18 protein-coding genes and 5 tRNA genes are annotated in these 24,487 nt (G+C 67.0%); 14 read left to right on the top strand and 9 right to left on the bottom strand.

The window, feature by feature from the left end:
- The first annotated feature begins 1 nt into the window (after position 1).
- The 4 genes from QN245_RS10310 to QN245_RS10295 all read left to right on the top strand — a co-directional run bounded on the left by QN245_RS10310 (position 2) and on the right by QN245_RS10295 (position 2,651).
- Complete coding sequence (locus QN245_RS10310; RefSeq protein ID WP_317845241.1) at positions 2–598, top strand: DUF3299 domain-containing protein; 597 nt, start codon at positions 2–4, stop codon at positions 596–598.
- Complete coding sequence (locus QN245_RS10305) at positions 585–1,235, top strand: DUF3299 domain-containing protein (protein ID WP_317845240.1); 651 nt, start codon at positions 585–587, stop codon at positions 1,233–1,235. Before QN245_RS10310 ends, QN245_RS10305 begins: the two co-directional genes overlap by 14 nt.
- 30 nt (positions 1,236–1,265) lie before the next feature.
- A complete protein-coding gene (locus tag QN245_RS10300; RefSeq protein WP_317845239.1) occupies positions 1,266–2,054 on the top strand; it encodes a hypothetical protein in 789 nt (262 codons plus the stop codon).
- Positions 2,055–2,216: 162 nt separating this feature from the next.
- On the top strand, positions 2,217–2,651 hold the full coding sequence (locus QN245_RS10295) for a hypothetical protein (RefSeq protein ID WP_184447917.1): 435 nt from the start codon (positions 2,217–2,219) through the stop codon (positions 2,649–2,651).
- Positions 2,652–2,799: 148 nt separating this feature from the next.
- Here the strand turns inward: QN245_RS10295 and QN245_RS10290 are convergent, their stop codons facing one another.
- On the bottom strand, positions 2,800–3,711 hold the full coding sequence (locus QN245_RS10290; protein WP_317845238.1) for a LysR family transcriptional regulator: 912 nt from the start codon (positions 3,709–3,711) through the stop codon (positions 2,800–2,802).
- Between the two features lie 137 nt (positions 3,712–3,848).
- Here QN245_RS10290 and QN245_RS10285 point away from each other — a divergent pair, with 137 nt between their 5' ends.
- On the top strand, positions 3,849–5,066 hold the full coding sequence (locus QN245_RS10285; protein WP_317845237.1) for an FAD-dependent monooxygenase: 1,218 nt from the start codon (positions 3,849–3,851) through the stop codon (positions 5,064–5,066).
- Positions 5,067–5,216: 150 nt separating this feature from the next.
- Here QN245_RS10285 and QN245_RS10280 read toward each other — a convergent pair whose 3' ends face one another.
- The gene (locus tag QN245_RS10280) at positions 5,217–5,858 is read right to left on the bottom strand and encodes a TetR/AcrR family transcriptional regulator (protein ID WP_317845349.1); all 642 of its coding nucleotides are present in this window, start codon (positions 5,856–5,858) and stop codon (positions 5,217–5,219) included.
- Positions 5,859–6,170: 312 nt separating this feature from the next.
- On the opposite strand from QN245_RS10280, the gene QN245_RS10275 reads away from it, so the two are divergent.
- On the top strand, positions 6,171–7,325 hold the full coding sequence (locus QN245_RS10275; RefSeq protein ID WP_317845236.1) for an epoxide hydrolase family protein: 1,155 nt from the start codon (positions 6,171–6,173) through the stop codon (positions 7,323–7,325).
- A 460-nt stretch (positions 7,326–7,785) separates the two neighbouring features.
- On the opposite strand, the gene QN245_RS10270 is transcribed toward QN245_RS10275, so the two are convergent.
- The 3 genes from QN245_RS10270 to QN245_RS10260 are packed head-to-tail and all read right to left on the bottom strand — an operon-like array spanning position 7,786 to position 9,994.
- Positions 7,786–8,001: a hypothetical protein gene (locus tag QN245_RS10270; protein WP_160968009.1), complete on the bottom strand. Its 216-nt coding sequence runs from the start codon at positions 7,999–8,001 to the stop codon at positions 7,786–7,788.
- Between the two features lie 56 nt (positions 8,002–8,057).
- Entirely contained in the window at positions 8,058–9,308 is a 1,251-nt protein-coding gene (locus tag QN245_RS10265) for a sensor histidine kinase (RefSeq protein WP_317845235.1), read from the bottom strand.
- Positions 9,305–9,994, bottom strand: coding sequence for a response regulator (locus QN245_RS10260; protein ID WP_160968007.1), 690 nt, complete (start codon positions 9,992–9,994; stop codon positions 9,305–9,307). The genes QN245_RS10265 and QN245_RS10260 overlap by 4 nt, the downstream gene beginning before the upstream one ends.
- Positions 9,995–10,067: 73 nt before the next feature.
- Here QN245_RS10260 and QN245_RS10255 point away from each other — a divergent pair, with 73 nt between their 5' ends.
- Genes QN245_RS10255 through QN245_RS10235 form a run of 5 tightly spaced genes read left to right on the top strand, consistent with a single transcriptional unit; the run spans position 10,068 to position 18,478 of the window.
- Positions 10,068–11,564 carry an efflux transporter outer membrane subunit gene (locus QN245_RS10255; RefSeq protein WP_425612932.1) on the top strand — a complete coding sequence of 499 codons (1,497 nt, stop codon included), beginning with the start codon at positions 10,068–10,070 and terminating at the stop codon, positions 11,562–11,564.
- Between the two features lie 26 nt (positions 11,565–11,590).
- The gene (locus QN245_RS10250) at positions 11,591–12,409 is read left to right on the top strand and encodes a MipA/OmpV family protein (RefSeq protein ID WP_317845233.1); all 819 of its coding nucleotides are present in this window, start codon (positions 11,591–11,593) and stop codon (positions 12,407–12,409) included.
- A gap of 23 nt (positions 12,410–12,432) precedes the next feature.
- A complete protein-coding gene (locus QN245_RS10245) occupies positions 12,433–13,551 on the top strand; it encodes an efflux RND transporter periplasmic adaptor subunit (RefSeq protein ID WP_317845232.1) in 1,119 nt (372 codons plus the stop codon).
- Positions 13,548–16,616, top strand: coding sequence for an efflux RND transporter permease subunit (locus QN245_RS10240; RefSeq protein ID WP_317845231.1), 3,069 nt, complete (start codon positions 13,548–13,550; stop codon positions 16,614–16,616). The genes QN245_RS10245 and QN245_RS10240 overlap by 4 nt, the downstream gene beginning before the upstream one ends.
- The gene (locus QN245_RS10235; protein ID WP_425612931.1) at positions 16,613–18,478 is read left to right on the top strand and encodes an esterase/lipase family protein; all 1,866 of its coding nucleotides are present in this window, start codon (positions 16,613–16,615) and stop codon (positions 18,476–18,478) included. Before QN245_RS10240 ends, QN245_RS10235 begins: the two co-directional genes overlap by 4 nt.
- 387 nt (positions 18,479–18,865) lie before the next feature.
- Here the strand turns inward: QN245_RS10235 and QN245_RS10230 are convergent.
- The 4 genes from QN245_RS10230 to QN245_RS10215 all read right to left on the bottom strand — a co-directional run bounded on the left by QN245_RS10230 (position 18,866) and on the right by QN245_RS10215 (position 19,372).
- Positions 18,866–18,941: transfer RNA gene (locus QN245_RS10230), tRNA-Glu, on the bottom strand.
- Between the two features lie 44 nt (positions 18,942–18,985).
- Positions 18,986–19,061: transfer RNA gene (locus QN245_RS10225), tRNA-Ala, on the bottom strand.
- Positions 19,062–19,174: 113 nt separating this feature from the next.
- Positions 19,175–19,250: transfer RNA gene (locus QN245_RS10220), tRNA-Glu, on the bottom strand.
- A 46-nt stretch (positions 19,251–19,296) separates the two neighbouring features.
- Positions 19,297–19,372 (bottom strand) — tRNA-Ala (locus QN245_RS10215).
- Positions 19,373–19,813: 441 nt separating this feature from the next.
- Here QN245_RS10215 and QN245_RS10210 point away from each other — a divergent pair.
- The 3 genes from QN245_RS10210 to QN245_RS10200 all read left to right on the top strand — a co-directional run bounded on the left by QN245_RS10210 (position 19,814) and on the right by QN245_RS10200 (position 24,403).
- Positions 19,814–19,900, top strand: a tRNA-Leu gene (locus QN245_RS10210).
- A 162-nt stretch (positions 19,901–20,062) separates the two neighbouring features.
- The gene (locus QN245_RS10205) at positions 20,063–20,443 is read left to right on the top strand and encodes a response regulator (protein ID WP_160967995.1); all 381 of its coding nucleotides are present in this window, start codon (positions 20,063–20,065) and stop codon (positions 20,441–20,443) included.
- Between the two features lie 159 nt (positions 20,444–20,602).
- Complete coding sequence (locus QN245_RS10200; protein ID WP_317845229.1) at positions 20,603–24,403, top strand: PAS domain-containing protein; 3,801 nt, start codon at positions 20,603–20,605, stop codon at positions 24,401–24,403.
- Positions 24,404–24,487: the final 84 nt, after the last annotated feature.

Raw genomic sequence — 24,487 nt, 5'->3', positions numbered from 1 at the left:
CATGACGCGCTGGATCCTTTCCATACTGGCGATCGCGGTGCTGTGCGGCTGCGGCCGGCAGCCGCAACCCGCCGCTCCGAAAAAAGCGCAGGCAACAGCGGCGACGCAGCCAATGCCGGCTAGCGATGCAGCGATCAACCCGCCGCTGGGCGAGCCCGACGCCGACGGCTATCGCGAGCTGGACTGGAGCGCGATGCTGCCACCGGCCGAGCTGAAGGCGCTGGAAAACAGCGATGAGGCGCCGGTCAACCACACCGGCAAGCGTGCGATGCCGCAGACCGGCACCTACAACACCGTGGCCGCCGTGCTGGCGCGCAAAGTGCGCCTGCCGGGCTATGTGGTGCCGCTGGACAGCGACGATGCCGGCCGCGTGCGCGAGTTCCTGTTCGTGCCGTACTACGGCGCCTGCATCCACGTGCCGCCACCGCCGCCGAACCAGATCGTGCATGTGCGCCTGGACACCCCGATCGACCCGCCGGACATGTACAGCCCGTTCTACCTGACCGGCCAACTGCGCGCCGAAACCCTCCACGGCGAACTCGCCGGCACCGCCTACACGATGGAGCAGGCCAGCCTGCATCCCTATGAAAAGGGCTGATCGCCATTTCCCGCTGGTTGCGGTGCTATGCCTGCTGGCGGCCTGTCACGGTGACGGCGGGAAGCAGCCGGACGCCACGCCGACACCATCACCGGTAGCGACGCACGCGACCGCAGCCGCCGACGCCGTCCCGGACACAGTGGAACGCTGGGAACAACTGGCGCCGGCCAACGACATCTACCAGCGCCCACCGCCGCGGATCAGCGCGGCCTGGCGCGGCGACGCCGCGGTGATGGATCAGGCGGCGCCGGTCGACGATGGCCCGTCCGTGGTCAACGGCATGCCGATCGACCATTCCGGCACCCAACGCGCCGCGCAGTTCGGTTCCTCGCAAGTGGTGAAGGGGCTGGAAGGCAAACGCTTCGCCCTGGACGGCTACGTGGTGCCGCTGGAAAGCGACGACGAGGGCAAGGTCAGCGAACTGCTGTTCGTTCCGTTCTATGGCGCCTGCATCCACGTACCACCGCCGCCACCGAACCAGATCCTGCACGTGGTGCTACGCACCCCGATCGACGTGCCCGAGTTGTGGGACCCGTTCCACCTGCAGGGGCGGCTGCATCTGGCCGACTTCAAGGCGGATATCGCCAATGCCACCTACGAGGCAGAGGACGCCACGATCACTCCGGTGCAGGGCTGAATGCGCGGCTCGGTGCGCCTGAAGTCGCCCATGCTTTTGGCGATCGCGATCACCGCCTGTGCGGTCGTCGTTGCCGGAGGCGTACTGTTCGCGTTGCGCAGTCACGGGCATGGGGTACCGACACCACGTGCTGCTGCGACCACGGAGGCCCATCCGCCAACTGTGCCCGCATTCCATGTCGCGCCATTGTCCGAAGATGCAGCCGACAAGCGCATCACCACACTGCTGCAAAGCGACGCCGCATTCGCGCGCGATGCCACATTCCTGATCGTGGCCAGCATCCGCGAACGCTGCGCACCTGCCCATGCCGGCGAACTGGCGAAGATGGCCAACCGCGCGCGCCTGCCGGTGCTGGCCGCAACGTCCGAGGTAACGGCGCGCGAACCCGACCTGGACCATCCGATCTACCAGGCGATCCAGCGCATCGCCGCCGCGGCACCGTGCGGCCGCACGCTCGACCTGATGGCGACCGGCATCCCGCTGCAACTGGACCCAGAACGCTACGCAGCAGCGTTCCCCGACAGCTACTACCAACCGACGCTGGACACCGTGCCGCACGAATACGCCGGTCAGCCGCTGGGCGACCGCGCGGCGCAGGAATGCCAGTCGATCGCCTACGCGGTGCTGCCGTTGGGTCGGGACGGTTGGCAGTGCAGGGCGCTCTGGTCCGGCATGCGCCCGCGGATCGTCAAGGCTTGCGAGCAGGCCCGTAGCGAAGCCGGGCAGGGGGCTGGTGACGCGATTCCGCCCGAGGTCGCGAACCGGCTGACGCCGGTGGTGGCTGGCTTGCTGGAGAAGTTGCCGGAATCCTGTCGCTGAAGGCTGTTGCTCAGTTGCAGCGGCTGGTGGAATCGCGGCAGTGCTGCAGCGAAAGGGCTAACTGCGGTAGCGTGTGCTATGGCTAACAATCGTTCAACTGGCGCCGCTTCGCGACGCGGCTAAATTCAGGGTGACTCGCCTATGCAAGGTTCAGCGTTTCTAGTGGCAGCGCTTTCCGGCGTTTCAGCGCTTTTGGGCGTCGCATTAGGTCACATATTTGCCGCAAAGCGCGCACGCCAAGATGAACTAGCAGCGATGAGGATGGCTGCCTACGTAGACTTCCTAAAGTCGACTTCACTTCTATTCACCGCGCGTCGCGCAGGACGCATCAAGGATGAAGTCGAAGAATTGGCTCACCTCAACGACGCCAAGGCGCGAATTTTGTTGACGGCCGATCTTCCTGTGGCCCAAAGCTTACAAAAATTCTGGTTGCAAGGCGGAACGTTGGAGCAAGAGCAAGAGATACTTGCCTTCCGCACCCTCTGTGATGACATGCGCGAAAGTCTCGGCAAGGAGCGTCTTTCAATAAAAATGGATCTTGCTGGGGTTTTGTTTAAGCTTGAACCATCAACGTATTCGTACAAAGCCAGTGGTTGATAGGTATCGTTTCATCCCAATCGACGCTATTTCGCGACGTGACTTAGTGCCGCATTAGGGGGCTGCTATTCCTTTCCGGACACGGGTTGGATCAGTAACGGCGATTAGGAATGTTTCCTATGCCACGTCGTTGCGTTGGGCCTTACGTTCACTTGCCCCCGAACCCTTGCAACCGCACCTGGATGAACTCCAGTAACGCCCGAACCCGAGCAGTGACCGAATGACGGTGACTGTAGGCGCCAAGCAATTGCAGCGGTGCGGGGCTTAGATCCAGTTGCACTTCTTGCAACCGGCCCGCGGCAAGATCGTCCTGGCACGGGTGGGCTGCAACGATCGCGAAGCCAAGTCCCTGGCGCGCGCCGGCCACAGCAAGCTCTCCGCTATTAACGCGGTAGCGGCTGCGCACAGGCACCTTCACGATCTCGCCCGCAGGATCGAGAAACTGCCAGGGCTGGCCCTTCAGTGCGCTCACGGTGGTGATGCAAGGCAAGGACTTGAGTTCGCGCACGTAGCGCGGCGTTCCGGTTCGGGCCAACAGCGCGGGGGACGCGACCACGATGCTGGGCAGTGTCGCCAGTTCGCGGGTAATGAACGCACTGTCATCCTGACGTCCGCGATGGAAGACGATGGAGAGGTCCATGTCTTCCCGCAGCACTTCCAGGCCGGTCAGGCGCGTGTCGCATTCCAACTCAATGCCAGGATGAAGACTGCAGAATTCGGCAAGGATAGGCGCGAGCAGTCTGGGCGCTTCGTTGGGCATGCACATCCTGAGAGGCCCCTTCAAATCGCCCTGTACTGTGCCGAGCTCCTCCTCCGTGGACAGCAAGGCGTCGAGGACCGGTTTGGCGCGCTCGTAAACCAGCCTCCCGGCCTCCGTCATGCGCAGGTGGCGCGTGCTGCGTTCAAGCAAGCGAACGCCGAGCCTGCGCTCCAGTGCCGCGACGTGACGGCTGACGTTCGACGACGGCAGGGCCAGCAGGCGACTCGCGCCGGAAAAGCTCTGCTCGTCGACGACGGCCACGTAGACACGAACTGCATTCAGGTCGAGCTTGCTGCGCACCGTTATCCCACCTGAGGTATGAAAGCCCGCCATTTTTGCATGCTAGTTTGCGTAACTGGTGGAGACCGAGATGCACTCCCGTCCAACGGCTGCCCTGCAACGGCACGCCTGGACCAATCGAATCGGGATGCATCGGCATGGAGATCGGAATACTGGGTGGCGGCATCGCAGGCTTGAGCGTGGCCCTCGCGTTGCACAAGCAGGGGCACATGGTCCACGTCTATGAACGTCGGAACGGGCCGGCCACCATGGGTGCTGGCGTGACGCTTTGGCCCAACGCTGGCTTTGTGCTGCAAGAGTTGGGGTTATTGGAGGATGTCGCGGCAGCGGGCGGCCGGCCGTTGTCAGTGCAGCGCAAGGACGCAGCAGGTAACTCGCTGGGAGGCCTGGACATCACGCTGCTGGACCGACTCATGGGCTACCCGACCCATACGATCCTGCGTCGGGACTTGCAGGCGGTGCTGCTGGACCACGTGGCACGCGCTGGTATCCAGGTGGAGTTCGGGCATCGCGCGGTAGCCATTGATCTGGATGCCGGCGACAAGGCCGTGGCGCGGTTCGAGAACGGGAAGCGTATCCGCCCGGACCTGCTTATCGGCGCGGATGGGCGCATGAACTCGGTGGCGCGCAGGTTCGTCGCAGGGGACAACACGCCCATTTACCAGGGCTTTGTGAACTGGATCGGCGTTGCACAGGGAAGTGGCGCGTTGGTGAGCGACCTCGCAATTCAGGACTACTGGGGGTCTGGCGATCGTTTCGGTTGCGTCCCGATCCGGACAGATCTGGTGTACTGGGCCGCCGCGCAGGCGCGGCCATTGCCCGAGGCGACGCCAGCAGCGGATTTGCGCAAGGAGGTGATGGATCTGTTTGCAGGATGGCCCGAACCTGTCGCCCGCCTCATCGAGGCCACGCCGGCGCACACCATCCAACTGATCGCCGTCCATGACGTCGAGCCGCTGCACACATGGAGCCGAGCAAATGTGCTGCTCGTCGGAGATGCGGCGCACGCGCCGCTGCCGACCTCGGGCCAGGGCGCCTGTCAGGCCTTGGAAGACGCCTGGCATCTGGCGCGGTGCCTCGAAGAGGCAGACGGTGCGCTGGCTCAAGCATTAACGCGCTTTACCGCGATCCGCGGACCCAAGACCACAAAGCTGGCAGAGCAGGGCAGACTGTTCGCGCGCGGCCTTTTCGCCCAAGACACCGAAACCTGCCGTCTTCGCAATGAGCGCGCCAAGGCGTCCGATCCGTTGCGTGACGCGCACGCTATGGCGGCAGGATGGTCGCAAGGGTTGCCGATGGCCGACTGCATTGACCGGGCGCCGGCCAACGGTGCTGGCAGTCTGTATCGTCTATGACAGACGATTTTGATCCGGGCGTAGCATGGTATTTCTGGCCGCCCGAGCCAACGATCAGCAGTTTATCGCCTCTCGTAGGCAGGGGTGGTGTCCCAGGTGTTCGTCCACTCTTCGTGGGAGAAAAAAGTGCGGGCTAAGCCGGAAGGCATGTCAACGAGGGCGCTCAGTCTTTAGCTGACCCGCAGTTCTGAGAAGCCCAAGTGCCCACTCGACGCGGTCTGATGCAGTGTCGACCAAGTTGCCGGGGTCTTCCCCCAGCAGCGCTCGAAGTTGATGCGGGGCGAAGACCAGGTCGACGAAGTTGCGTGCCAAGGTGGACGGGTCGGCAGGTTGATCCGGGCCATCGAGAATCGCCACGCGGACGCGCTGCAGCCCGCCCTCCCAACCGATCCGGTTGACCTCAGCGGCAAGCGCCGGCGCTCGGATGGACGTGCCGACGACCAAACGCATCATGGCCACTGTCTCGGGTTGCAAGGCGTGCGCGAGTATTCCTTGACCTGCGAGCCTTAGCCGCCCCTCCAGATCCATCGGGACGCTGGCAGGGGCGGGCGCGGGCTGCGTCTCGACATCACGGCGAATCACCGCCTCGAAGATGGCGTCTTTGTTGGCATAGCGGGCATAAAGACTTGCCTTTCCTGCGCCCGCCAATCGCGCAATTTCTTCACACGAGGTGTGCTCGAAGCCGCGTTCCAGAAAAAGTTGCAATGCCGCGTCGAGTAGGCGCCGCTCGACATCGCCCGCCTTATCTAGCGACGGCCTCCCGCCTTTGGATTTCTGCTTCGCAGCTTTCATCGGCGAAAAGTTACACGGCGCTTGCGCTTTCAACAACTGAACGATATCGTTCAGTTGTTCTCTGCACGAGCTCTGAGCTGCACGTTGCATCGCAGCCGATGTGACAGGGCGCTTGTCTCTTCTATTGCACTGGCCATCCGCGGGTTTCGGCGCAAAAAGAGTCAAGCGAGAACGATGTGTCGAACGCCGGTCTGAATTCGCGGGTTGTCGTCGCCGGCGCCTTGACCTAGCTGGATAACGATCGCTACTGCGTGCGAACTTGGCAGACCGATCGTCGGACCCTAACCAGAACGTATGCATCGGGAGCCTAAAATGACGGACGCCATTGCACCGTTTCAGATCCACGTCTCACAGTCAGAACTCGATGACCTCCAGCAACGTCTGGGGCAAACCCGCTGGCCCAGCGCGGAAACGGTGAGCGACCAGAGCCAGGGCCCACAAGTCGAGCGCATTCGACGTCTGGTCGACCGCTGGCAGACTGGCTACGACTGGCGCGTAACGGAGAAGCTTCTGAATGGCTGGAACAGCAGTCGCACTACCATTGACGGATTGGATATCCATTTCCTTCATGTGCGCTCCCCGGAACCGGATGCGCTTCCATTGCTGTTGACGCATGGATGGCCGGGATCCATTCTTGAGTTTCGTGAGGTCATCGGCGCACTGAGTGACCCGGTAGCCAATGGCGGTAAAGCGTCGGACGCCTTTCATTTGGTGATTCCGTCGTTGCCTGGCTTTGGTTTCTCCGGGAAACCCGTCACCACCGGATGGGGAGTAGGGCGAACGGCGATGGCATGGGTCCAGTTGATGCAGCGGCTGGGCTACGGCAAGCGGTGGGGTGCCCAGGGTGGCGACTGGGGCAGTGCGATCACGACAGCACTTGGATTTATGCAGCCGCCAGGCTTGGTCGGCATCCATCTGAACATGGTGATGTTCGACCCGAGCGCAGAGGAGATCGCCAACGCCACGCCTGCTGAGCAGAGGATGCTCGATGACGCCAAGCGCTACTACACGGAATTTTCCGGCTACATGCGGCTTCAAAGCACGCGGCCGCAATCTGTGAGTTTCGGCTTGGCTGATTCTCCGACCGGCTTGGCTGCCTGGATCTATGCGCTCTTTCAGGACGTCTCCCAAAGCAACGGCGAACCCGAAAAAGTGGTCACATTGGACCATCTCATCGACGACATCATGTTGTACTGGCTCCCCAATGCAGGCCCAAGCTCCGCGCGGTTTTATTGGGAAGCCGCGCATGAAATAGGGACAGCGATGCCTTCGCACGCGATGCGGACGCCAACGGGCATCAGCATGCTTCCAGGAGAACAGGTGCGTATTTCCCGGCAATGGGCAAAGCGACGCTTTGAGGATTTACGTTTCTTTGGAGAAGCGGAGCGGGGCGGGCATTTCGCTGCAATGGAAAATCCGTCCGCTTTTGCTGATCACGTGCGAGAGACCTTTCGGTCGCTTCGATGATGGTTGGCGGATTGGATGGATCCAGAGCGTTGGAGATCGCCATGGCGATCGCGTCACCATAGATGCCGACGGTGACCGGATTGTTGGAGACGTTACCGGAATCCTGCCGCTAAGCGCGGTTGCGGTTGTGCTGCGAGCGCAAACTGCTCCGAGCGCCACTTCTCAGGCTTCTCATTGCGCGCAGCGTGACGAGCAGCGCTTTTACCCAACGTGGGCGCGCCAGGGAAGATCGGGCACATGCGAAGGTAGATCGGGCGTGCTAGGAGACCAAAGAGGCTCATCAATTGAGAGCGAACAGGTAGGTAGGGTACGGTCCAAGCAAAGGACACGAACCGGAGAAGCTGCTGACGCGTTTCTAGCCGGATCCAATACAGGCGCGCCCGTGTCAGGCGAACATGTAATTTCGCATAATGTATCTTATGTAAAATCGAACTGCGGCAGTGCTCCTCGCGTCAGCCCCTCAGCGCCTCCCCATCCGGCGCTGTATCTGCGCCATCTGCTTCGCACTGAAATCCCTGCTGTGCCGATCCAGCAACGCAACCACAGTCGCATGTGCCTCATCGGCCCGGCGCCGCAGCTCCTGGATGGCGGCGTTCTCGATGGCTCGCCATTCTTCGGCAGTCTTGCCTGTTGGGATGGCTTGGCGCTGGCGGTTGGTGTCCAATGCGGTACTCATGTGGAAGCTAGTCCTGAACGCATTATTCGTACAGTGACTTTACCGCAGCGCCGATCTCAAACCTGCCGTTTGCGCGGATTTGGCGCAGGCGCGTTGCCTCCACCCGGGCCGGCGTCACCTGGAAAACCAGGCGGCAAACGCACCCGCGCGCACAACCCGCCGCCCTCGCGATTGGTGAATTCCAGCGCGCCGCCGTGCGCATGGCAGATGGCCGCGGCGATCGACAGGCCGAGGCCGCTGCCGCCGGAATGGCGTGCGCGCGAGTCGTCGGCACGCCAGAAACGGTCGCCCATCCGCGCCAGCGCTTCCTCGTCGACACCGGGACCGCGGTCGGCGACGCGGATCATCACACCGTCGGCATCGGCCTGCGCCTCCAGGGCCAGTTCGCCACCGGCCGCGGCGTAGCGCAGCGCATTGTCGATCAGCACCAACAGTACCTGGCCCAGGCGATCGCGGTCGGCGCTGATGTACAACTGTTCGGGAATGCGCACCTGCACCTGCATGCCGGCCTCCTGCAGCGGCTGCGCGGCCCAGGTCAGGCGTTCGCGGACCAGCGCGCCGAGCGCGAAGCGCTGCGGCTCCAGCATCAGCTGGTTGGCGCGGGCCATCGACAGCAGGTGCAGGTCGCCGACCAGGCGATTGATCTGCTCCAGTTGGCGCTGGACCATGCGCAGCTGCTCTTCGCTGCTCGGGAACACCTGGTCGAGCATGCCCTGCACCCGGCCCATCGCCGCATTCAGCGGCGTGCGCAGTTCATGCGCCAGCATCGCGCTGGACTCGCGCAGCTCGCGTTCGTACTGCTGCAGCTGCGCGCTCATGCCGTTGAAGTCGATGGCCAGCCCGGCCAGTTCGTCCGGTGCACCGGGTACCACCCGCGCACGCGCGGCGAAATCGCCGTCGCTGATCCGCCGCGCCGCCTCGGCCACGTTGGAGAACTGCCGCGACAGCGGCCGCGAGGCGAGCAGGCCGCAGACCACGATCACCGGGATCGACGCCAGGATCATGCCCGCCAGCAGCAGCCAGTCGCGGCTGGCCAGCCCGGGCAGGAAATCGGCCACGTCGTAGTAGGTCTCGAACAACTCCCACAGGCGCCGCGCGTTGCTGTGCGGATCCTCGCGCAGTTGCAGCATCTCCCGCCGCGCCTGCGGCGGCAGGCGGCTCAGCGTGGAGGCATCCCAGATCGCGAAACGCAGCAGCATGCCCAGCGCGATCGCGATGATGGTCAGCACCGCCAGCGCGCTCATGCGCAGGCCTACCCACTGCCACAGCGGCACGTGGCGCCTGCGGCGGAACCAGGCCCAGTTCATCGGAAGCGGTAGCCGATCGCGCGCACCGTCACCAGCAGGCCGGTGACCTGTTCGTGTTCCAGCTTCTTGCGCAGGTTGTGCACGTGCGCATCCACCACCCGCTCCAGCGCATCGCTGTCGGGCAGGCAGATCTCCAGCAGTTCGCTGCGGGTGAAGGCCTTGAACGGCGTCTTCATCAGCGTCGCCAGGATGTTGAACTCGGTCGGGGTCAGTTCCAGCGCCACCTCGTGGCCATCGGCATTGCGCACGGTGGCGCGCACCGCCGCCGTGTCCACGGTGAGCCGCTCGTGGCGCAGCGGCTCCTCGCTGGCGCGCGCCGGCCCGGCGCGGCGCAGCACCGCATACACCCGCGCCACCACTTCCTTGGGGCTGTACGGCTTGACCACGTAGTCGTCGGCACCGTAGCGCAGCGCGCCGAGCTTCTCCGGCTCGTCGCCCATCGCGGTGACCATGATCACCGGCGTGTCGCTGCTGCGGCGGATCGTGGACAGCACCTCGGTGCCGCTGAGCCGCGGCAGCATCACGTCCAGCAGCACCAGGTCCGGCTTCCACTGCGCATGCACGGCCACCGCCTTCTGCCCGTCCTCGGCGATGGTGACCTCGAAGCCGTCGCGGCGCAGGTAGGCCTCGAGGATGCTGGCGCTGTCGGCATCGTCTTCGACCAGCAGGATCTTCTTCGCGTGCATTGCCTGGTGCCTGTATTTCGCGTCTTGATGGAATCTTGAAGATTCCTAGAAGGCGGCTTGAACATGCCCGCCCATGCTGGCAGTCGAGTTCGATCACCCGACCGCCGCCATGATTCTACCGTCCCCGCTGCTCCGCCCGCGCCGCACCGGCGCCCTGCTCGGCCTGCTCGCGCTTGTCCTGGGTGGCTGCTCCCTGGCGCCGGTCTACCAGCGCCCGCAAGCGGCCCTGCCGCCCACGCTGGGCGCGACCACTGCGACCGAGGCTGCCGCCCCGAACCGTAGCGACAATGCGCTCACCGAGCAGGAACAGCAGTTCGTGCAGGCGTTCTCGCCACAGCACGACCTGACCCCGCTGTTGGCGCAGGCGCTGGCCCACGACCCGGACTTCCGCAATGCCGTGCTGACCGTGCAGCAGGCGCGCGCGCAGTACCGCATCGAACGCGCGCAGCAGCTGCCGCAGCTCGGCCTCGATGCCCAGGGCACGCGCCGCAGCTACGACGACGCGGCCACGCAGGCGCGCTACGGGCAGAAGCTGAGCACTGTCGCGGTCGGCGTGGACGGCTTCGAACTGGATCTGTTTGGCAAGCTGGCCTCGCTGTCGGCGGCCGCGCAGCAGCGTTACCTGGCCTCTGAGGATGGTCGACAGGCGGCACGCGGTGCGCTGATCGCCGAGGTCCTGCGCGCCTACACGCTGGAACGCGCCGCCCTGCAGAGCCAGCAGCAGGCGCAGACCATCGCAGAACGCAGCGCCGCACTGCTGGCGATCGCCATGCGCCAGCAGGCGGTCGGACTGATTTCCCGCGATGCGCTGGACCGTCAACGCCACGACGACGACCAGGCCCAGGCCCGCGCGCAGCAAGCTAGCAGCGACCACGCCGCCGCCCGCCGCGCCCTGCAACTGCTCGCCGGCTACACCGCGCCCGACGGTGCCGGCACCCTGCAGGATCTGCTGCCCCGCGCCGAGCAGGACGACGGCCACGCCTGGCGCGACCTCGACTCGCAGTTGCTGTTGCAGCGCCCGGATGTCCGCCAGGCCGAGGCCGAGCTGCGCGCGCGCAATGCCGACATCGGCGCCGCGCGCGCCGCGTTCTTTCCGTCGATCCGCCTGAGCACCTCGCTGGGCACCGCCAGCGAGGCATTGAACGGCCTGTTCATGCCCGGCAGCCGCACCTGGAGCTTCATGCCGCAACTGCTGCTGCCGCTGTTCGATGGCGGCCGCAACCGCGCCAACCTGGATCTCGCGCAGCTGCGCAAGGACGGCGCGGTGGTCGACTACGAGAAGACCGTGGAAGCGGCGTTCCGCGAGGTGGCCGATGCGCTGGATGCGTTGCCGGCGCTGCAGCAGCGCGAGCACGGCGAACGCACCAACCTGGAACGCGAACGCCAGCGCGTGGCGCGCCTGCAGCAACGCGTGGCGCAGGGCCTGCAGGACCGCCCCGAGCTCCTGGCAGGCGATATCCAGGCCGCACAGGCCGAACTGGCGCACCTGCAGGCGCGCCAGGATCTGCTGCTCGATCGCATCGCGCTGTTCCGCGCGTTCTACGGCGTGCCGTTGCCGCACGCGCCCTGACCTTCCCCCCGCACGAGGTTGCCCCGATGAAACATGTCCTGTCCGTTCTTTCGCCCACGTTGACCATGGCCTTGCTGGCGCTGCCACCGGCCGCGCACGCCGCAGATTCCGATCCGGCATCCAGCGCCGGCCTGTTCGGCGACCGCACCCAACTGAGCGTGGGCGGCGGCGCCATGCTGACCCCGCGTTATGCCGGTTCTGCCGACGATCGCGTGCAGGCGGTGCCGGTGGTCTCTGTGCAGCGCGGCATCCTGTTCGCGGACACGGTGCGCGGCGCCGGCGTGCAGTTCCAGAATGCGCACGGCTTCTCCGCCAGCCAGTCGTTCGGCTACGACCTGGGCCGCCTGCAGCGCAACAGCAGCTGGCGCCCCGGCTCCAGGAGCCTGGACGGCATGGGCGACGTGCCCGGCGCGATCACCGCGCGCAGCTTGGTCATGCAGCAGCTGACCCCGTACCTGGCGCTGGACGCCGAAGCCGAGTTCGCGCTGAAGGACGGCGCGCGCCGCAACCGCTATCGCGCCGGGGCACGCTTCACCCTGCTGCAGGCCGCGGCCGACAACGTCACCCTGGACCTGGACGCGCACGTCGGCGACCGCCGCTTCAACCAGGCGTACTTCGGCGTCACCGATGCGCAAAGCGTGACCAGTGGCTTCCAACCGCACCGCGCCGATGCCGGCGTGTACGCCTACACGGTCGGTGCCGAATGGGACCACACGCTGTCGCCGCACTGGACCGCCTCGCTGCTGCTCAACGCCACCCGCTACGTCGGCGCCGCCGATGGCAGCCCGGTGGTGCGTCGCCGCGCCGCTGCCGGCGGCGGCGCCACCGTCACCTACACCTTCTGATCGCTTCCGGGACACCGCCGACCATGACCCTGCGCCCCACCCTGCTTCTCATGCTGTGCCTGCCGCTGGCTGCGCTGACGCTGTCCGGCTGCGACCGCGAGGCCGCGCCGCCCGCCGATGCGCCGCGCGCGGTCAAGCTGGAAACCGTCGGCAGCGACGCCGCGCATGACAGCACCCGCTACCTCGCCCAGGTGCGCCAGCAACAACACGCCGATCTCGGCTTCGAAGGCGGCGGCCGCATCGCCACCATCGCCGTGGACGTGGGCGACCGCGTGCACGCCGGCCAGGTGCTCGCGCGCCTGGATCCGGAGCCGAACCGCCTGCGCCTGCAGCAGGCCGAGGCCGGCGTCGGCATCGCCGCGGCCGACCTGCAGCAGCAACAGACCCAGCTCGCACAGCAGCAGGCCATGTTCGACGACGGCGCCGCCTCCGCCGCGACCCTGACCGCCGCCAAGAGCGCCTTCGCCGCGGCGCAGGCGCGGGTCCGCAGCGCACAGTCGGACCTGGCGCTGGCGCGCCGCGCGGTGCGCCAGTCGGAACTGCGCGCGCCGTTCGACGGCAGTGTGGTGGCGCGGCTGCAGCAGCCCGACACCTTGGTCAGCGCCGGCCAGCCGGTGCTGCAACTGGACGGCGCGGATCGCGCGCAGGTGCTGGCGACGCTGCCGGCCGATCGCGCGGCAGCGCTGCAACCCGGCCAGCGCGTCCTCGCCTACCGCAGCAGCGCGCCGCAGCAGGGATTGCCGCTGCGCCTGCGCAGCGTGTCCGAACGCGTGGACGGCGGCGCCACCGTGCAGGCGCTGTTCGACAGCACAGGCACCGATGCCACGCAGCCGCGCAGCGGCGAATCGCTGCTGCTGGCCCTGCCCGACAGCGCCGCCAATCAGGCGCCGAGCGTGCCGTTGAGCGCGCTGATCCCGAGCATGGCCGATGGCCAGACCATGGTGTTCGTGTACCGCCAGGACAACGGCAGCGTACGCCGCCGCCAGGTCGTCGCAGGGCACGCCGATGGCGGCCGCGTGCAGATCCTGCGCGGCCTTGCCGCGGGCGAACGCATCGTCGCCGCCGGCGCCGCCTTCCTCCACGACGGCCAGCACGTCGTGCCGTTCCGTCCCACCACCCGCCTCGGCACCACCTCGCCATGAACCTGACCCGCGCCACCCTGCAATCGAGCCGCCTGGCGCTGTTCAGCGCCGCCCTGATCCTGATCGGCGGCATCGTCACCTTCCTCGGCTTTCCGTCGCAGGAAGAACCCAGCGTGACCGTGCGCGATGCGATCGTGCAAGTCGGGTTCCCCGGCATGCCCAGCGAACGCGTGGAAAACCTGCTCGCGCGCCCGCTGGAAGAACGGCTGCGCGAGGTCAGCGGTCTGAAGAAGATCGTCACCACCATCCATCCCGGCAGCGCCATCGTGCAGGTCACCGCGCAGGACAGCGTCAAGGACCTGCCGGCACTGTGGCAGCGTGTGCGCAGTAAGGCCGCCGAAGCCGGCGCCGAGCTGCCCGCGGGCACACAGGGGCCGCTGGTGGACGACGACTTCGGCCGCGTCGCCATCGCCTCGATCGCGGTCACCGCACCCGGCTTCAACACCGCCGAGATGCTCGGGCCGCTGCGGCAGATGCGCGCGCAACTGTACACCGTGCCGGGCGTCGAGCGGGTCACCTTCCACGGTCTGCAGGACGAGCGCGTCTATGTCGCCTTCGACCGCACCAAACTGGGCGAGGCTGGTCTCACCCCGGCCACGGTCGCGCAGCAACTGCGCGCGCAGAACGTGGTCGCCGGTGGCGGCCTGGTCGCCGCGTCGGGCATGGCGATGACCGTGACCACCTCCGGCGAAGTGCGCGACCTGGACGACTTGCGCAATACCCCGATCGCCACGCAGGGCGCCGACGGCCCGCGGCAGATTCCGCTGTCGCAACTGGCGCGGATCGAGCTGATGCCGGTGGATCCGCCGGAGGCCGGCGCCATCTACCAGGGCCAGCCGGCGGTGGTGGTGGCGGTGTCGATGGCCCCGGGCAACAACGTCGCCGAGGTCGGCAAGGCGCTGCGACGCACCCTGGGCGAGACCGCCAAGGCGCTGCCGGTGGGCTTCGCGCAGCACGTGGTCACCTTCCAGGCCGACGTGGTCGAGCGCGAGATGGGCAAGATGCACCACGTCATGGGCGAGACCATCGTCATCGTGATGGCGGTGGTGATGCTGTTCCTCGGCTGGCGCACCGGCCTGATCGTCGGCGCGATCGTGCCGCTGACCATCCTCGGCGCGCTGATCGCGATGCGGGCGCTGAACGTGGAACTGCAGACCGTGTCCATCGCCGCGATCATCCTGGCGCTGGGCCTGCTGGTGGACAACGGCATCGTCATCGCCGAGGACATCGAGCGGCGCCTTGCCGCCGGCGAGGAACGCCGCGCCGCCTGCGAGGCCGCCGGCCGCAGCCTGGCGATCCCGCTGCTGACCTCCTCGCTGGTGATCGTGCTGGCGTTCTCGCCGTTCTTCTTCGGCCAGACCAGCACCAACGAATACATGCGCTCGCTGGCGATCGTGCTGGCGGTGACCCTGCTCGGCTCGTGGCTGCTCAGCATCACCATCACCCCGCTGCTGTGCATGTACTTCGCCCGCGCGCATGCCGCGCCCGGCCACGGCGATACCTATATGTCCAAACCGTATCGCCTGTACCGGCGCGCGATCGAGGCGCTGCTGACGCACAAGGCGCTGTTCCTGGGCAGCATGCTGGCGCTCCTTGCGCTGGCGGTGACGGTGCTGGTCTCGGTGCCGTACAGCTTCCTGCCCAAGTCCGACCGCCTGCAGTTCCAGATGCCGGTAACCCTGCAACCGGGCAGCGATGCGCGCGAGACCCTGCGCACCGTGCAGTCGATCAGCCAGTGGCTGGCCGACCGCCGGCAGAACCCGCAGATCGTCGACAGCATCGGCTACGTCGCCGACGGCGGCCCGCGCATCGTGCTCGGGCTGAACCCGCCGCTGCCGGCGGCCAACATCGCCTACTTCACCGTCAGCGTGCGGCCGGGCAGCGACATCGACGCGCTGATCGCCAAGGTGCGCACCCACCTGCGCCAGGCCTACCCGGCGGTGCGCGCCGAGCCCAAGCGCTTTTCGCTGGGCTCGACCGAATCCGGCGTGGCGATCTACCGGGTGATCGGCCCGGACGAGGCGCAACTGCGCCGCCTCGCCGGGGGCATCGCCGACGCCTTGCGCGCCCTGCCCGGCACGCTCGACGTCAGCGACGACTGGGACAGCCGTATTCCGGGCTATGTGGTGCAGGTGGACCAGGCCAAGGCGCGCCGCGCCGGCGTCGCCAGCGAGGACATCGCCCAGGCACTGCAGCTGCGCTACGGCGGCGTGGACGCCTCGGTGATCCACGACGATGGCACTAACGTGCCGATCGTGCTGCGCGGCGACGGCGCCCAGGATGCGCGCGGCGGCAATCCCGGCAACACGCCGATCTACCCGTCCTCCGGCGCCGCGCCGCTGCCGCTGGCGGCGATCGCCGACATCCAGCTGAGCTCGGAACCCTCGACGATCCAGCGCCGCAACCTGAGCCGCGCCATCACCATCACCGGCCGCAACCCGGACCTGACCACTGACCAGGTGGTGGACGCACTGGCCGACAAGGTCGCGGCACTGCGCCTGCCGCCGGGTTACCGCATCGAGATGGGCGGCGAACTGGAGGACGCCGCCGAAGCCAACCAGGCGCTGCTGCAGTACATGCCGCATGCGCTGGGCGCGATCCTGCTGCTGTTCGTGTGGCAGTTCAATTCGTTCCGCAAGCTGTTCATCGTGGTCGCCAGTATTCCGTTCGTGCTGATCGGCGCCACCCTCGCCCTGCTGGTCACCGGCTATCCGTTCGGTTTCATGGCCACCTTCGGCCTGCTCGCGCTAGCCGGCATCATCGTCAACAACGCGGTGCTGCTGCTGGAGCGGATCGAAGCCGAACTGGCCGATGGCCTGCCCCGGCACGAGGCGGTGATCGCCGCGGCGGTCAAGCGCCTGCGCCCGATCGTGATGACCAAGCTGACCTGCATCGTCGGCCTGATCCCGCTGATGCTGTTCGCCGGCCCGCTGTGGACCGGCATGGCCATTACCATGATCGGCGGCCTGGCCTTGGGCACGCTGGTGACCCTGGGCGTGATCCCGGTGCTGTACGACCTGCTGTTCGCACGCCGTGCCGGCATGCCGGCGAAGGCCGCGGCATGAGGCGGCAGCGCTGGCACCGCGTGATCTCGACTTGCGTGGTGCTGGGATTGGCGCTGTGCGCCGGCGGTTGCGCCAGCGTCACCGTGCAGCGCGTGGATGCGGCGCGCTACATCCAGGCCAAGCGCGGCGACGCGCTGAGCGCCGCGCGCCCCAGCGACGCTGCCCTGCAGACGCTGAACGTCGCCGGGCTCGACGTGGCAAGCTGCACGGCAAAGGTGCCGCCCTGCATCGACCAGTTGCTCGGCAATGCCGACATGGACCAGGAACGCGTCCTGGCAACGGCAGCGGAACTGTCGCTCCTGGCCGCGCAGCGTGCCGCAAGACAACAACCGGACAGCGATGCCACGCTGGCGGCCTGGCTGCAGACCGCGCGCTACGCCTACGTCTACCTGTTCTTCAGCGGACGCACGCCCAGCGAACGCGCCTTCGAGGAACGCCAGACCCAGGTGCGCGACTACTACAACTACGCCGTGCAGCAGGCTGTGACCGCGTTGTTCGCACGCTACCGACAGCATCCGCCCGCCACCCACGACGCCGACGCGCCCATCGCCGCCCTGCCCGACTGGACGGTAACGCTGGATGCCAGCGTGGGCAGCCCACAGGACATGCCGATGCCCGAGGCGATGCTCGTGGCCAGCGACTTGCGCTTCGACGGATTGCGCAGCGTGTATCGGCGCGACGGCTTCGGCGCGGAAATGGTCGCGGTCCTGCCGCAGCCGGCGGACGCCACGCGCGACGCCGATGCCGCGCCCGCCTACAGCGACATGCCCACGCCCAACCTCACGGTGCTACTGCGCTTCGACGGCCGCAGCCTCAAGGAGGTGCTGGCCAGCCACACCGCACATGTGGAGGTCCACGACCCCTCGGTCAGCGAGCGGGTGGCAATGGGCGGTGTCGACGTGCCGCTGGCGGCCAACTTCAGCGCCGGCTATGGCGTGTGGATGGCGCGCGCCGGCTTCGCCGCGCAATCGCTGCGCACCCTGCTCGGCCTGGGGCACGGCATCGACCGGCCGCATGTGTTCCTGACCCAGCCCTACGATCCGAACCGGCGCGTGCTGGTGCTGCTGCACGGACTGGCCAGCAGCCCGGAGGCCTGGGTGAACCTGGCCAACGACCTGCTCGGCGATCCGCAGGTCCGCGCGCGCTACCAGATCTGGCTGGTGTACTACCCGACCAACCTGCCGATCCCCTACACCCACCTGCAAGTTCGCATGGCGCTGCAGCAGACACTGGATCAGCTCGATCCGCAACGCCGCAGCGTGTCCGCACACGACATGGTGCTGATCGGACACAGCATGGGCGGCGTGCTGGCGCGCTTGATGGTGTCTTCCAGCGGCGGCGAGCGCCTGTGGCGAACCTTGTTCGACGAAACGAAGCTGGATCCGCAGGCACGTCAGGCACTGCAGGACAGGCTCGGACCGATGCTGCATTTCGCGCCGATGCCGGAAGTGTCGGAAGCGATCTTCCTGGCCACGCCGCAGCGCGGCACGCCCGAGGCCGCCGGCACCGTCGGCGAACTGGCGCGCGCCGTGATCGGCCTGCCCCGGCGCGTCCTCGATCAGTTCAAGGATATCGCCGGCAAGGACAGGCTCGGCGCACTACCCAACAGCATCGACAGCCTCAGCGACCGCGATCCCTTCATCCTCGCCGCGGCGCAGTTGCCGATCTCTCCGCAGGTGACCTACCACTCCATCATCGGGCAGGAGGATCCGCGCGTGCCGCTGGCGCAGTCCAGCGACGGCATCGTGCCTTACTGGAGTGCCCACCTGCCCGGCGCCGCCTCGGAAACGGTGATCGTCTCCGGGCACAGCGTGCAACGCACGCCGCAGGCGATCCTGCAGATCCGCCGGCTGCTGCACTGAGCGGGCGTCAGCCCCTCTCCCCTCGGGGGAGCGGTTGGGGTGAGAGTACGGAGAGCAGCGATGCGCGGTCGCAATGCAAATGGCGTATGTGCTGACGGCTGGAGTGCTATGCGCGGCCGTACCCTCATCCGCCCCTGCGGGGCACCTTCTCCCGAAGGGAGAAGGGAGAAGCAAAGCCCCTCTCCCCTCGGGAGAGGGGTTGGGGTGAGGGTACGGGCGCAGCCACGCACACCATGGATGCAAGCAGGCACTCAGAAGAAAGCCATTGTTCGAAGATGCAAGCGATCCACCGCTTAAAGCACACGCCCTGCGGCGCTCTTCCGTTCACCACCCATGCCCACAACACCCATAAAAAAACACCCGGCATTGCCGGGTGTTTTCAAAAAATGGCGTCCCCACGGGGATTCGAACCCCGGTCGCCACCGTGAAAGGGTGATGTCCTAGGCCTCTAGACGATGGGGACGCGGATAACGATGTTGCTTTGCGGACGGCCTATGTCCGAAAAGTTGGTGGAGCCAGCCGGGATCGAACCGGCGACCTCTTGCATGCCATGCAAGCGCTCTCCCAGCTGAGCTATGGCCCCACGTGTACTGGCAGAAGCGGAATCATACCCGACTTTCTTCCGATGTACAAACCCCGCACTCAACATGTTCGGCAGAGCCGAACCCGGATGCGCGCGAGGAATTCCTGCGAAAATGGCGTCCCCACGGGGATTCGAACCCCGGTCGCCACCGTGAAAGGGTGATGTCCTAGGCCTCTAGACGATGGGGACGCTGTGTAACGGTGTCGCCTTTGCGGACGGCCTATGTCCGAAAAGTTGGTGGAGCCAGCCGGGATCGAACCGGCGACCTCTTGCATGCCATGCAAGCGCTCTCCCAGCTGAGCTATGGCCCCACGTGCTGCGAGGAGCGGAATATTAACGATCGTGATCGGCACACGCAAGCGTTTTTTTGCGGAACGTTCGCGACATCGCAAAGGCCATCGCCACGCCCTCTGGAATCGACTCGCGCCCCTGCTTTGCGCAGGGCGCACGGCTCACGCCAAGCCATTGCTGCGAGCTGCGTCTGGCGCGGTGCGTAGCGCAGAATCGCGCTGCGCCCGCGTCGCCACCGGTCGCCCGCGATTGCCGATATCGGCACAACGCAAAGGGCGTGCGTGGCAAGCGCGCGGCAAGGGGGTTGCAACGGCGCACCACACATATAGGACGCACCGCAGGTGCAGAGAGCGGCTCACACCACCACAGCCTCCGCTATGTCCTCACCTGCCCGGCCCCGACAACAGCAAGAACGGATCGCTAGCGGCGCGGGCGAACAGTCGGCTATACTCCGCGGCCGCGCCGAAGTGGCGGAATCGGTAGACGCAGCGGACTCAAAATCCGCCGCCCTTAAAAGCGTGTGGGTTCGAGTCCCACCTTCGGCACCAGGACTGACGGCAGCTTCGGCTGCCGTTTGTTTTTTGCGCGATCACCACAGCGCATTGACGGCGATCACAGGTAAACGCTTCATTTTCCTGTCGTCGTTTGTCTAGGCGGCGGCCGTGACGGTCCCGTTATACTTTCCGTTCCCAAACCTTAACGAGCAAGCGATGTCGGCATTGCGGGGCCTGCGTATCCTGGTGGTCGAGAACGACGAGATGAACGCCACGCTGCTCGAGCTGCAGCTTGCCCAGGCCGGTGCCGAGGTGGTTGGCGTCGCCGCCTCCGTGCAGCAGGCCCTTGCCCTGCTCGACAGCGAACGCCCGGACCGGGCCGTGCTGGACTTCCGCCTCTCGGCCGGCGAGACCAGCGAGCCGGTGGCGCGGGCGCTGAGCGAACGCGGCACCCCCTTCGTGCTCGCCACCGGGGTGGCGGCCGACGCCCTGCCTCCCGCCTTTACCGCCGGCGTGGTGCTCACCAAGCCCTACCTGTCCGAGCAGCTGATCAAGGCATTGCAGGACGCTCACGCCAAGACGACCGCAGGCCCCTGAGAATCCTCGGCAGTAAGCCCGCCGCCTGGCGGGGACGATTCGAGGGACTCAGCCATCAACGCCCAGGACTGTTCGCCGCCTCCTGTCCGGTTTCCCGCCGGCAGCGCCACGGGCGCCTTGCTGCGCGCCATCGATTGGCATGAGCACGAACTGGGCCCGATGGAGCAGTGGCCGCGGAGCCTGCTCACCGCGCTGTCGATCTGCCTGAACTCGCGGTTCCCGATGGCGGTGCGCTGGGGCGAGCGCCAGTTCAACCTCTACAACGACGCCTACGTGCCGATCCTCGGGCTGCGGCATCCGCAGGGCTTCGCCCGGCCGATGGAAGAGGTGTGGCCGGACGTGTGGCCGGAGGTCCGGGCGCAGGCAGACCAGGTGATGGCCAGCGGCGAATCGACCTGGAACGAACATATCCCGCTGAAGATGATGCGCAACGGCTACAGCGAGCAGGTGTACTTCACCTTCTCCTACAGCCCGCTGTTCGACGACGAGGGCCGCATCGCCGGCGTGCTGTGCGTGTGCACCGAGGACACCGCACGGATCACCCTGGCCCGCGAACGCGACACGCTGCTGAGGGCGCTGGACGCGCAACGCGCGCAGATGGCCGACGCGTTCGAGCAGTCGCCGGCGGCGCTGGCGATCCTGCGCGGCCCGGACTACGTGATCGAGACCGTCAACCGGCGCTACCAGCAATTGATCGGACCACGCGACGTGGTCGGCCGGCCACTGACCGAGGCCATTCCCGAAATCCAGCAGCAGGGCGTCATCGGCCTACTCGACAACGTCCGCACCAGCGGCGAGGCGTTCATCGACGAGTCGATGACCTTCCACCTGTGCCGCAGCCCGCACGAAGCGACCTCGGAAACCACGCTGGAATGCGTGTACCAGCCGATGCACGACACCGAGGGCCGGGTCAGCGGGATCCTGGTGCACGGCATCGACCGCACCGAGCAGGCGCGCGCGCAGGCGCACGACAGCTTCCTGCTGATGCTCGAGGACACCCTGCAGAACCTGCACAGCACCGAAGCCATCTGCGAGACCGGTGCCGCCCTGCTCGGCCAGCACCTGGGCGCCAACCGCTGCGCCTACGCGATCGTCGAGGCCGATGAGGACGTGTTCGACGTGCGCGCCGACTATGTCGACGGCGCCTCGCACCTGACCGGGCGCTCGCGCTTCAGCGACTTCGGCAGCGATCTGCTGGAGTGCATGCGCGAAAGCCGCCCATGGGTGGTACAGGATACCGAGACCCACCAGCCGCCGATGCGCCTGGACGATCCCAACTACCGCCGGCTGGGCATGCGCGCGGTGCTCACCGCGCCGCTGCACAAGGCCGGCCGCCTGGTCGCGGCGATCGGCGTGCACCAGACCCATCCGCGGGTGTGGACCTCGGCCGAGATCGAGTTGGTGCGGCTGGTCGCAGCGCGCTGCTGGGAGTCGATGGAGCGCGCGAGCGCGCAAAGTGAACTGGCCAGCAGTGCCGCACGCCTGAGCGAGCTGGCCGATGCGATGCCGCAGATCGTGTTCACCTCCACGTCGGATGGGCATGTCGACTACTTCAACCGGCGCTGGTACGAGTACACCGGGCTGCCGGTTGGCGAGGCCGGCTACGACAGCTGGCGCAAGGTGCACACCGAGGAAGGTCTGGCGCGGGTGATGGAGGTGTGGCCGGAGGCGCTGCGCAGCGGCAAACCGTACGAGATCGAGTATCCGCTGCGTCGCCACGATGGCGAGTACCGCTGGCACCTCGGCCGCGCCCTGCCGATCCGCGACGACAGCGGCCGCATCGTGCGCTGGATCGGCACCAACACCGACATCCACGACCGCCGCCTGGTCGAGCAACGCCTGCAGGAAAGCGAACTGCGCTTCCGTCAGCTGTGCGACAACGCGCCGGTCATGATCTGGATGTCCAATGCCGATGGCGACTGCGAATACATCAGCCGCCAATGGTATCTGTTCACCGGGCAGAGCGAGCAGGAAGCGCTGGGCAGCGGCTGGCAGGAAATGATCCATGCCGACGACCTGGCCACGGTGGGCCGTACCCTGGCGCGCGCCTGCGCGGATCGTCGCGCCTACACCGTGGAGTACCGCCTGCGCCGCCACGACGGGGAATACCGCTGGTGCGTGGACACCGCCACACCGCGCTTCAGCTCGTCTGGCCAGTTCCTCGGCTTCATCGGCTCGCTGCTGGACATCGCCGAGCGCAAGCGCATCGAGAACGCCACCGCCGCCGAGCGTGCGGCGCTGGAGATGATCACCACCGGCAAGCCCCTGAACGCCGTGCTGGAGGCGATCGCGCGCGGCATCGAGTCGCAGAGCGATGTCGGCCTGCGCTGCACCATCATGCTGGTCGACGAGCACCGCCAGTGCCTGCTGGAGGGGGCCGCGCCAAGCATGCCGCAAGGCTTCCGCAAGGCCGTGCAACGCTTGCCGATCGGCCCCAACACCGGTTGCTGCGGACGCGCCGCCTACCTGCGCCGGCAAGTGCTGTGCAGCGACGTGCGGGTCAATCCGCATTGGCAGGACTATCTGGCCGTGGCCATGGAAGCGGACATCATCGCCTGCTGCTCGACGCCGATCCTGGCCAGCGACGGCGAAGTGCTGGGCGTGGTCGCGCTGTACCACCCGTTCGTGCACTACCCCAACCCGCACGAACAGGACCTGGCGCGCTCGGCCTCGCACCTGGCCGGCATCATCATCGAGCGCCGCGGTACCGACCTGCGCCTGCAGCAGCTGCTCGCCGCAGAGCAGAGCGCGCGCAGCGAGGCCGAGCGCGCCAGCCGCATGAAGGACGAATTCCTGGCCACGCTCAGCCACGAACTGCGCACGCCGCTCAACGCGATCCTGGGCTGGTCGCGGCTGATGCAGGACGAGGCGGTACGCGAGAAGGATCTGGGCAAGGGTCTGGAGGTGATCGAACGCAGCGCCCATTCGCAGGCGCAGATCATCGACGACCTGCTGGACATGAGTGCGATTCTGTCCGGCAAGGTGCACCTGGAGCCCAACGACCTGGACCTGCGCGGACTGCTCGGCGAGACCATCGATGCGGCCCGCCCCGGCGCGCAGAACAAGGGCGTCGACATCGTGCTGGTCGCCGACGAGGCCACCGCCCTGCCCTATCTGGGCGATCCGGTGCGGCTGCAGCAGGTGCTGACCAATCTGATCGGCAATGCGATCAAGTTCACCCCCAGCGCCGGCACGGTCACGGTGACCCTGGACAGCACCAGCACCCATGTGCGCATCGCCGTCAGCGATACCGGCATCGGCATCGACCCGGCGTTCCTGCCGCATGTGTTCGACCGCTTCCGCCAGGCCGATGCGAGCAGCACGCGCAGCGCCGGCGGTCTCGGCCTGGGCCTGGCGATCGCCAAGCAACTGGCCGAACTGCACCAGGGACAGTTGTCGGTCAGCAGCGATGGCGTCGGCCTCGGCGCGACCTTCACCCTGCTGCTGCCGCGCAACGACCTGCAGAGCCTGGACCCGATCCGCCGCGACGACGCGGCGCTGTCCGGCGGCGCGCTGCGCCGCGGCGGCATTCGCCTGGACGGCGTGCGCGTGCTGGTGGTGGACGACGACATGGATTCGCGCGGCGTCACCCAGCGCTTCCTGCAGGAGGCCGGCGCCGTGGTCGAGACCGCGGTCTGCGCCGACGATGCCGAGGCGCTGCTGCGCGAGCGGCCGTATGCGCTGCTGGTCAGCGACGTCGGCATGCCGCGCCGCGACGGCCACAGCCTGATCCGCAGCGTCCGCAGCCGCGGCGCCGGTGCGGCCAGCCGCATCCCGGCCATTGCCCTGACCGCCTACGTGCGCAGCGAGGATCGTGCGCTGGCTCTGGAGGCCGGCTTCGATGCGCACCTGGGCAAGCCAGTGGATCCGGTCAAGCTGCTTGGGCTGGCCGCGTCGCTGGTGGCGCCACCACCGGCCACGCTCGCGCCGGACCAGAGCCCGCACGCCGAACCGGCCTGATCAGGCCGGTTCGGCGCATTGCGCGACCGCAGCGGGCGATCGCGACTGCAACGGCCGGCGCAGGCGCGCCGGCGCTCCTCCTCT

This window comes from Xanthomonas rydalmerensis (genome assembly GCF_033170385.1).
GTDB lineage: Bacteria > Pseudomonadota > Gammaproteobacteria > Xanthomonadales > Xanthomonadaceae > Xanthomonas_A > Xanthomonas_A rydalmerensis.
This window is presented reverse-complemented; position numbering and strand designations above follow the sequence as displayed.

What these genes read in the sequence shown, in the direction of transcription:
- QN245_RS10310 (WP_317845241.1), top strand. Translation starts at nt 2, where the DNA reads ATGACGCGCTGGATCCTTTCCATACTGGCGATCGCGGTGCTGTGCGGC.
- QN245_RS10305 (WP_317845240.1), top strand. Translation starts at nt 585, where the DNA reads ATGAAAAGGGCTGATCGCCATTTCCCGCTGGTTGCGGTGCTATGCCTG.
- QN245_RS10300 (WP_317845239.1), top strand. Translation starts at nt 1,266, where the DNA reads ATGCTTTTGGCGATCGCGATCACCGCCTGTGCGGTCGTCGTTGCCGGA.
- QN245_RS10285 (WP_317845237.1), top strand. Translation starts at nt 3,849, where the DNA reads ATGGAGATCGGAATACTGGGTGGCGGCATCGCAGGCTTGAGCGTGGCC.
- QN245_RS10280 (WP_317845349.1), bottom strand. Translation starts at nt 5,858, where the DNA reads ATGAAAGCTGCGAAGCAGAAATCCAAAGGCGGGAGGCCGTCGCTAGAT.
- QN245_RS10275 (WP_317845236.1), top strand. Translation starts at nt 6,171, where the DNA reads ATGACGGACGCCATTGCACCGTTTCAGATCCACGTCTCACAGTCAGAA.
- QN245_RS10270 (WP_160968009.1), bottom strand. Translation starts at nt 8,001, where the DNA reads ATGAGTACCGCATTGGACACCAACCGCCAGCGCCAAGCCATCCCAACA.
- QN245_RS10265 (WP_317845235.1), bottom strand. Translation starts at nt 9,308, where the DNA reads ATGAACTGGGCCTGGTTCCGCCGCAGGCGCCACGTGCCGCTGTGGCAG.
- QN245_RS10260 (WP_160968007.1), bottom strand. Translation starts at nt 9,994, where the DNA reads ATGCACGCGAAGAAGATCCTGCTGGTCGAAGACGATGCCGACAGCGCC.
- QN245_RS10255 (WP_425612932.1), top strand. Translation starts at nt 10,068, where the DNA reads ATGCTGGCAGTCGAGTTCGATCACCCGACCGCCGCCATGATTCTACCG.
- QN245_RS10250 (WP_317845233.1), top strand. Translation starts at nt 11,591, where the DNA reads ATGAAACATGTCCTGTCCGTTCTTTCGCCCACGTTGACCATGGCCTTG.
- QN245_RS10245 (WP_317845232.1), top strand. Translation starts at nt 12,433, where the DNA reads ATGACCCTGCGCCCCACCCTGCTTCTCATGCTGTGCCTGCCGCTGGCT.
- QN245_RS10240 (WP_317845231.1), top strand. Translation starts at nt 13,548, where the DNA reads ATGAACCTGACCCGCGCCACCCTGCAATCGAGCCGCCTGGCGCTGTTC.
- QN245_RS10235 (WP_425612931.1), top strand. Translation starts at nt 16,613, where the DNA reads ATGAGGCGGCAGCGCTGGCACCGCGTGATCTCGACTTGCGTGGTGCTG.
- QN245_RS10205 (WP_160967995.1), top strand. Translation starts at nt 20,063, where the DNA reads ATGTCGGCATTGCGGGGCCTGCGTATCCTGGTGGTCGAGAACGACGAG.
- QN245_RS10200 (WP_317845229.1), top strand. Translation starts at nt 20,603, where the DNA reads ATGGAGCAGTGGCCGCGGAGCCTGCTCACCGCGCTGTCGATCTGCCTG.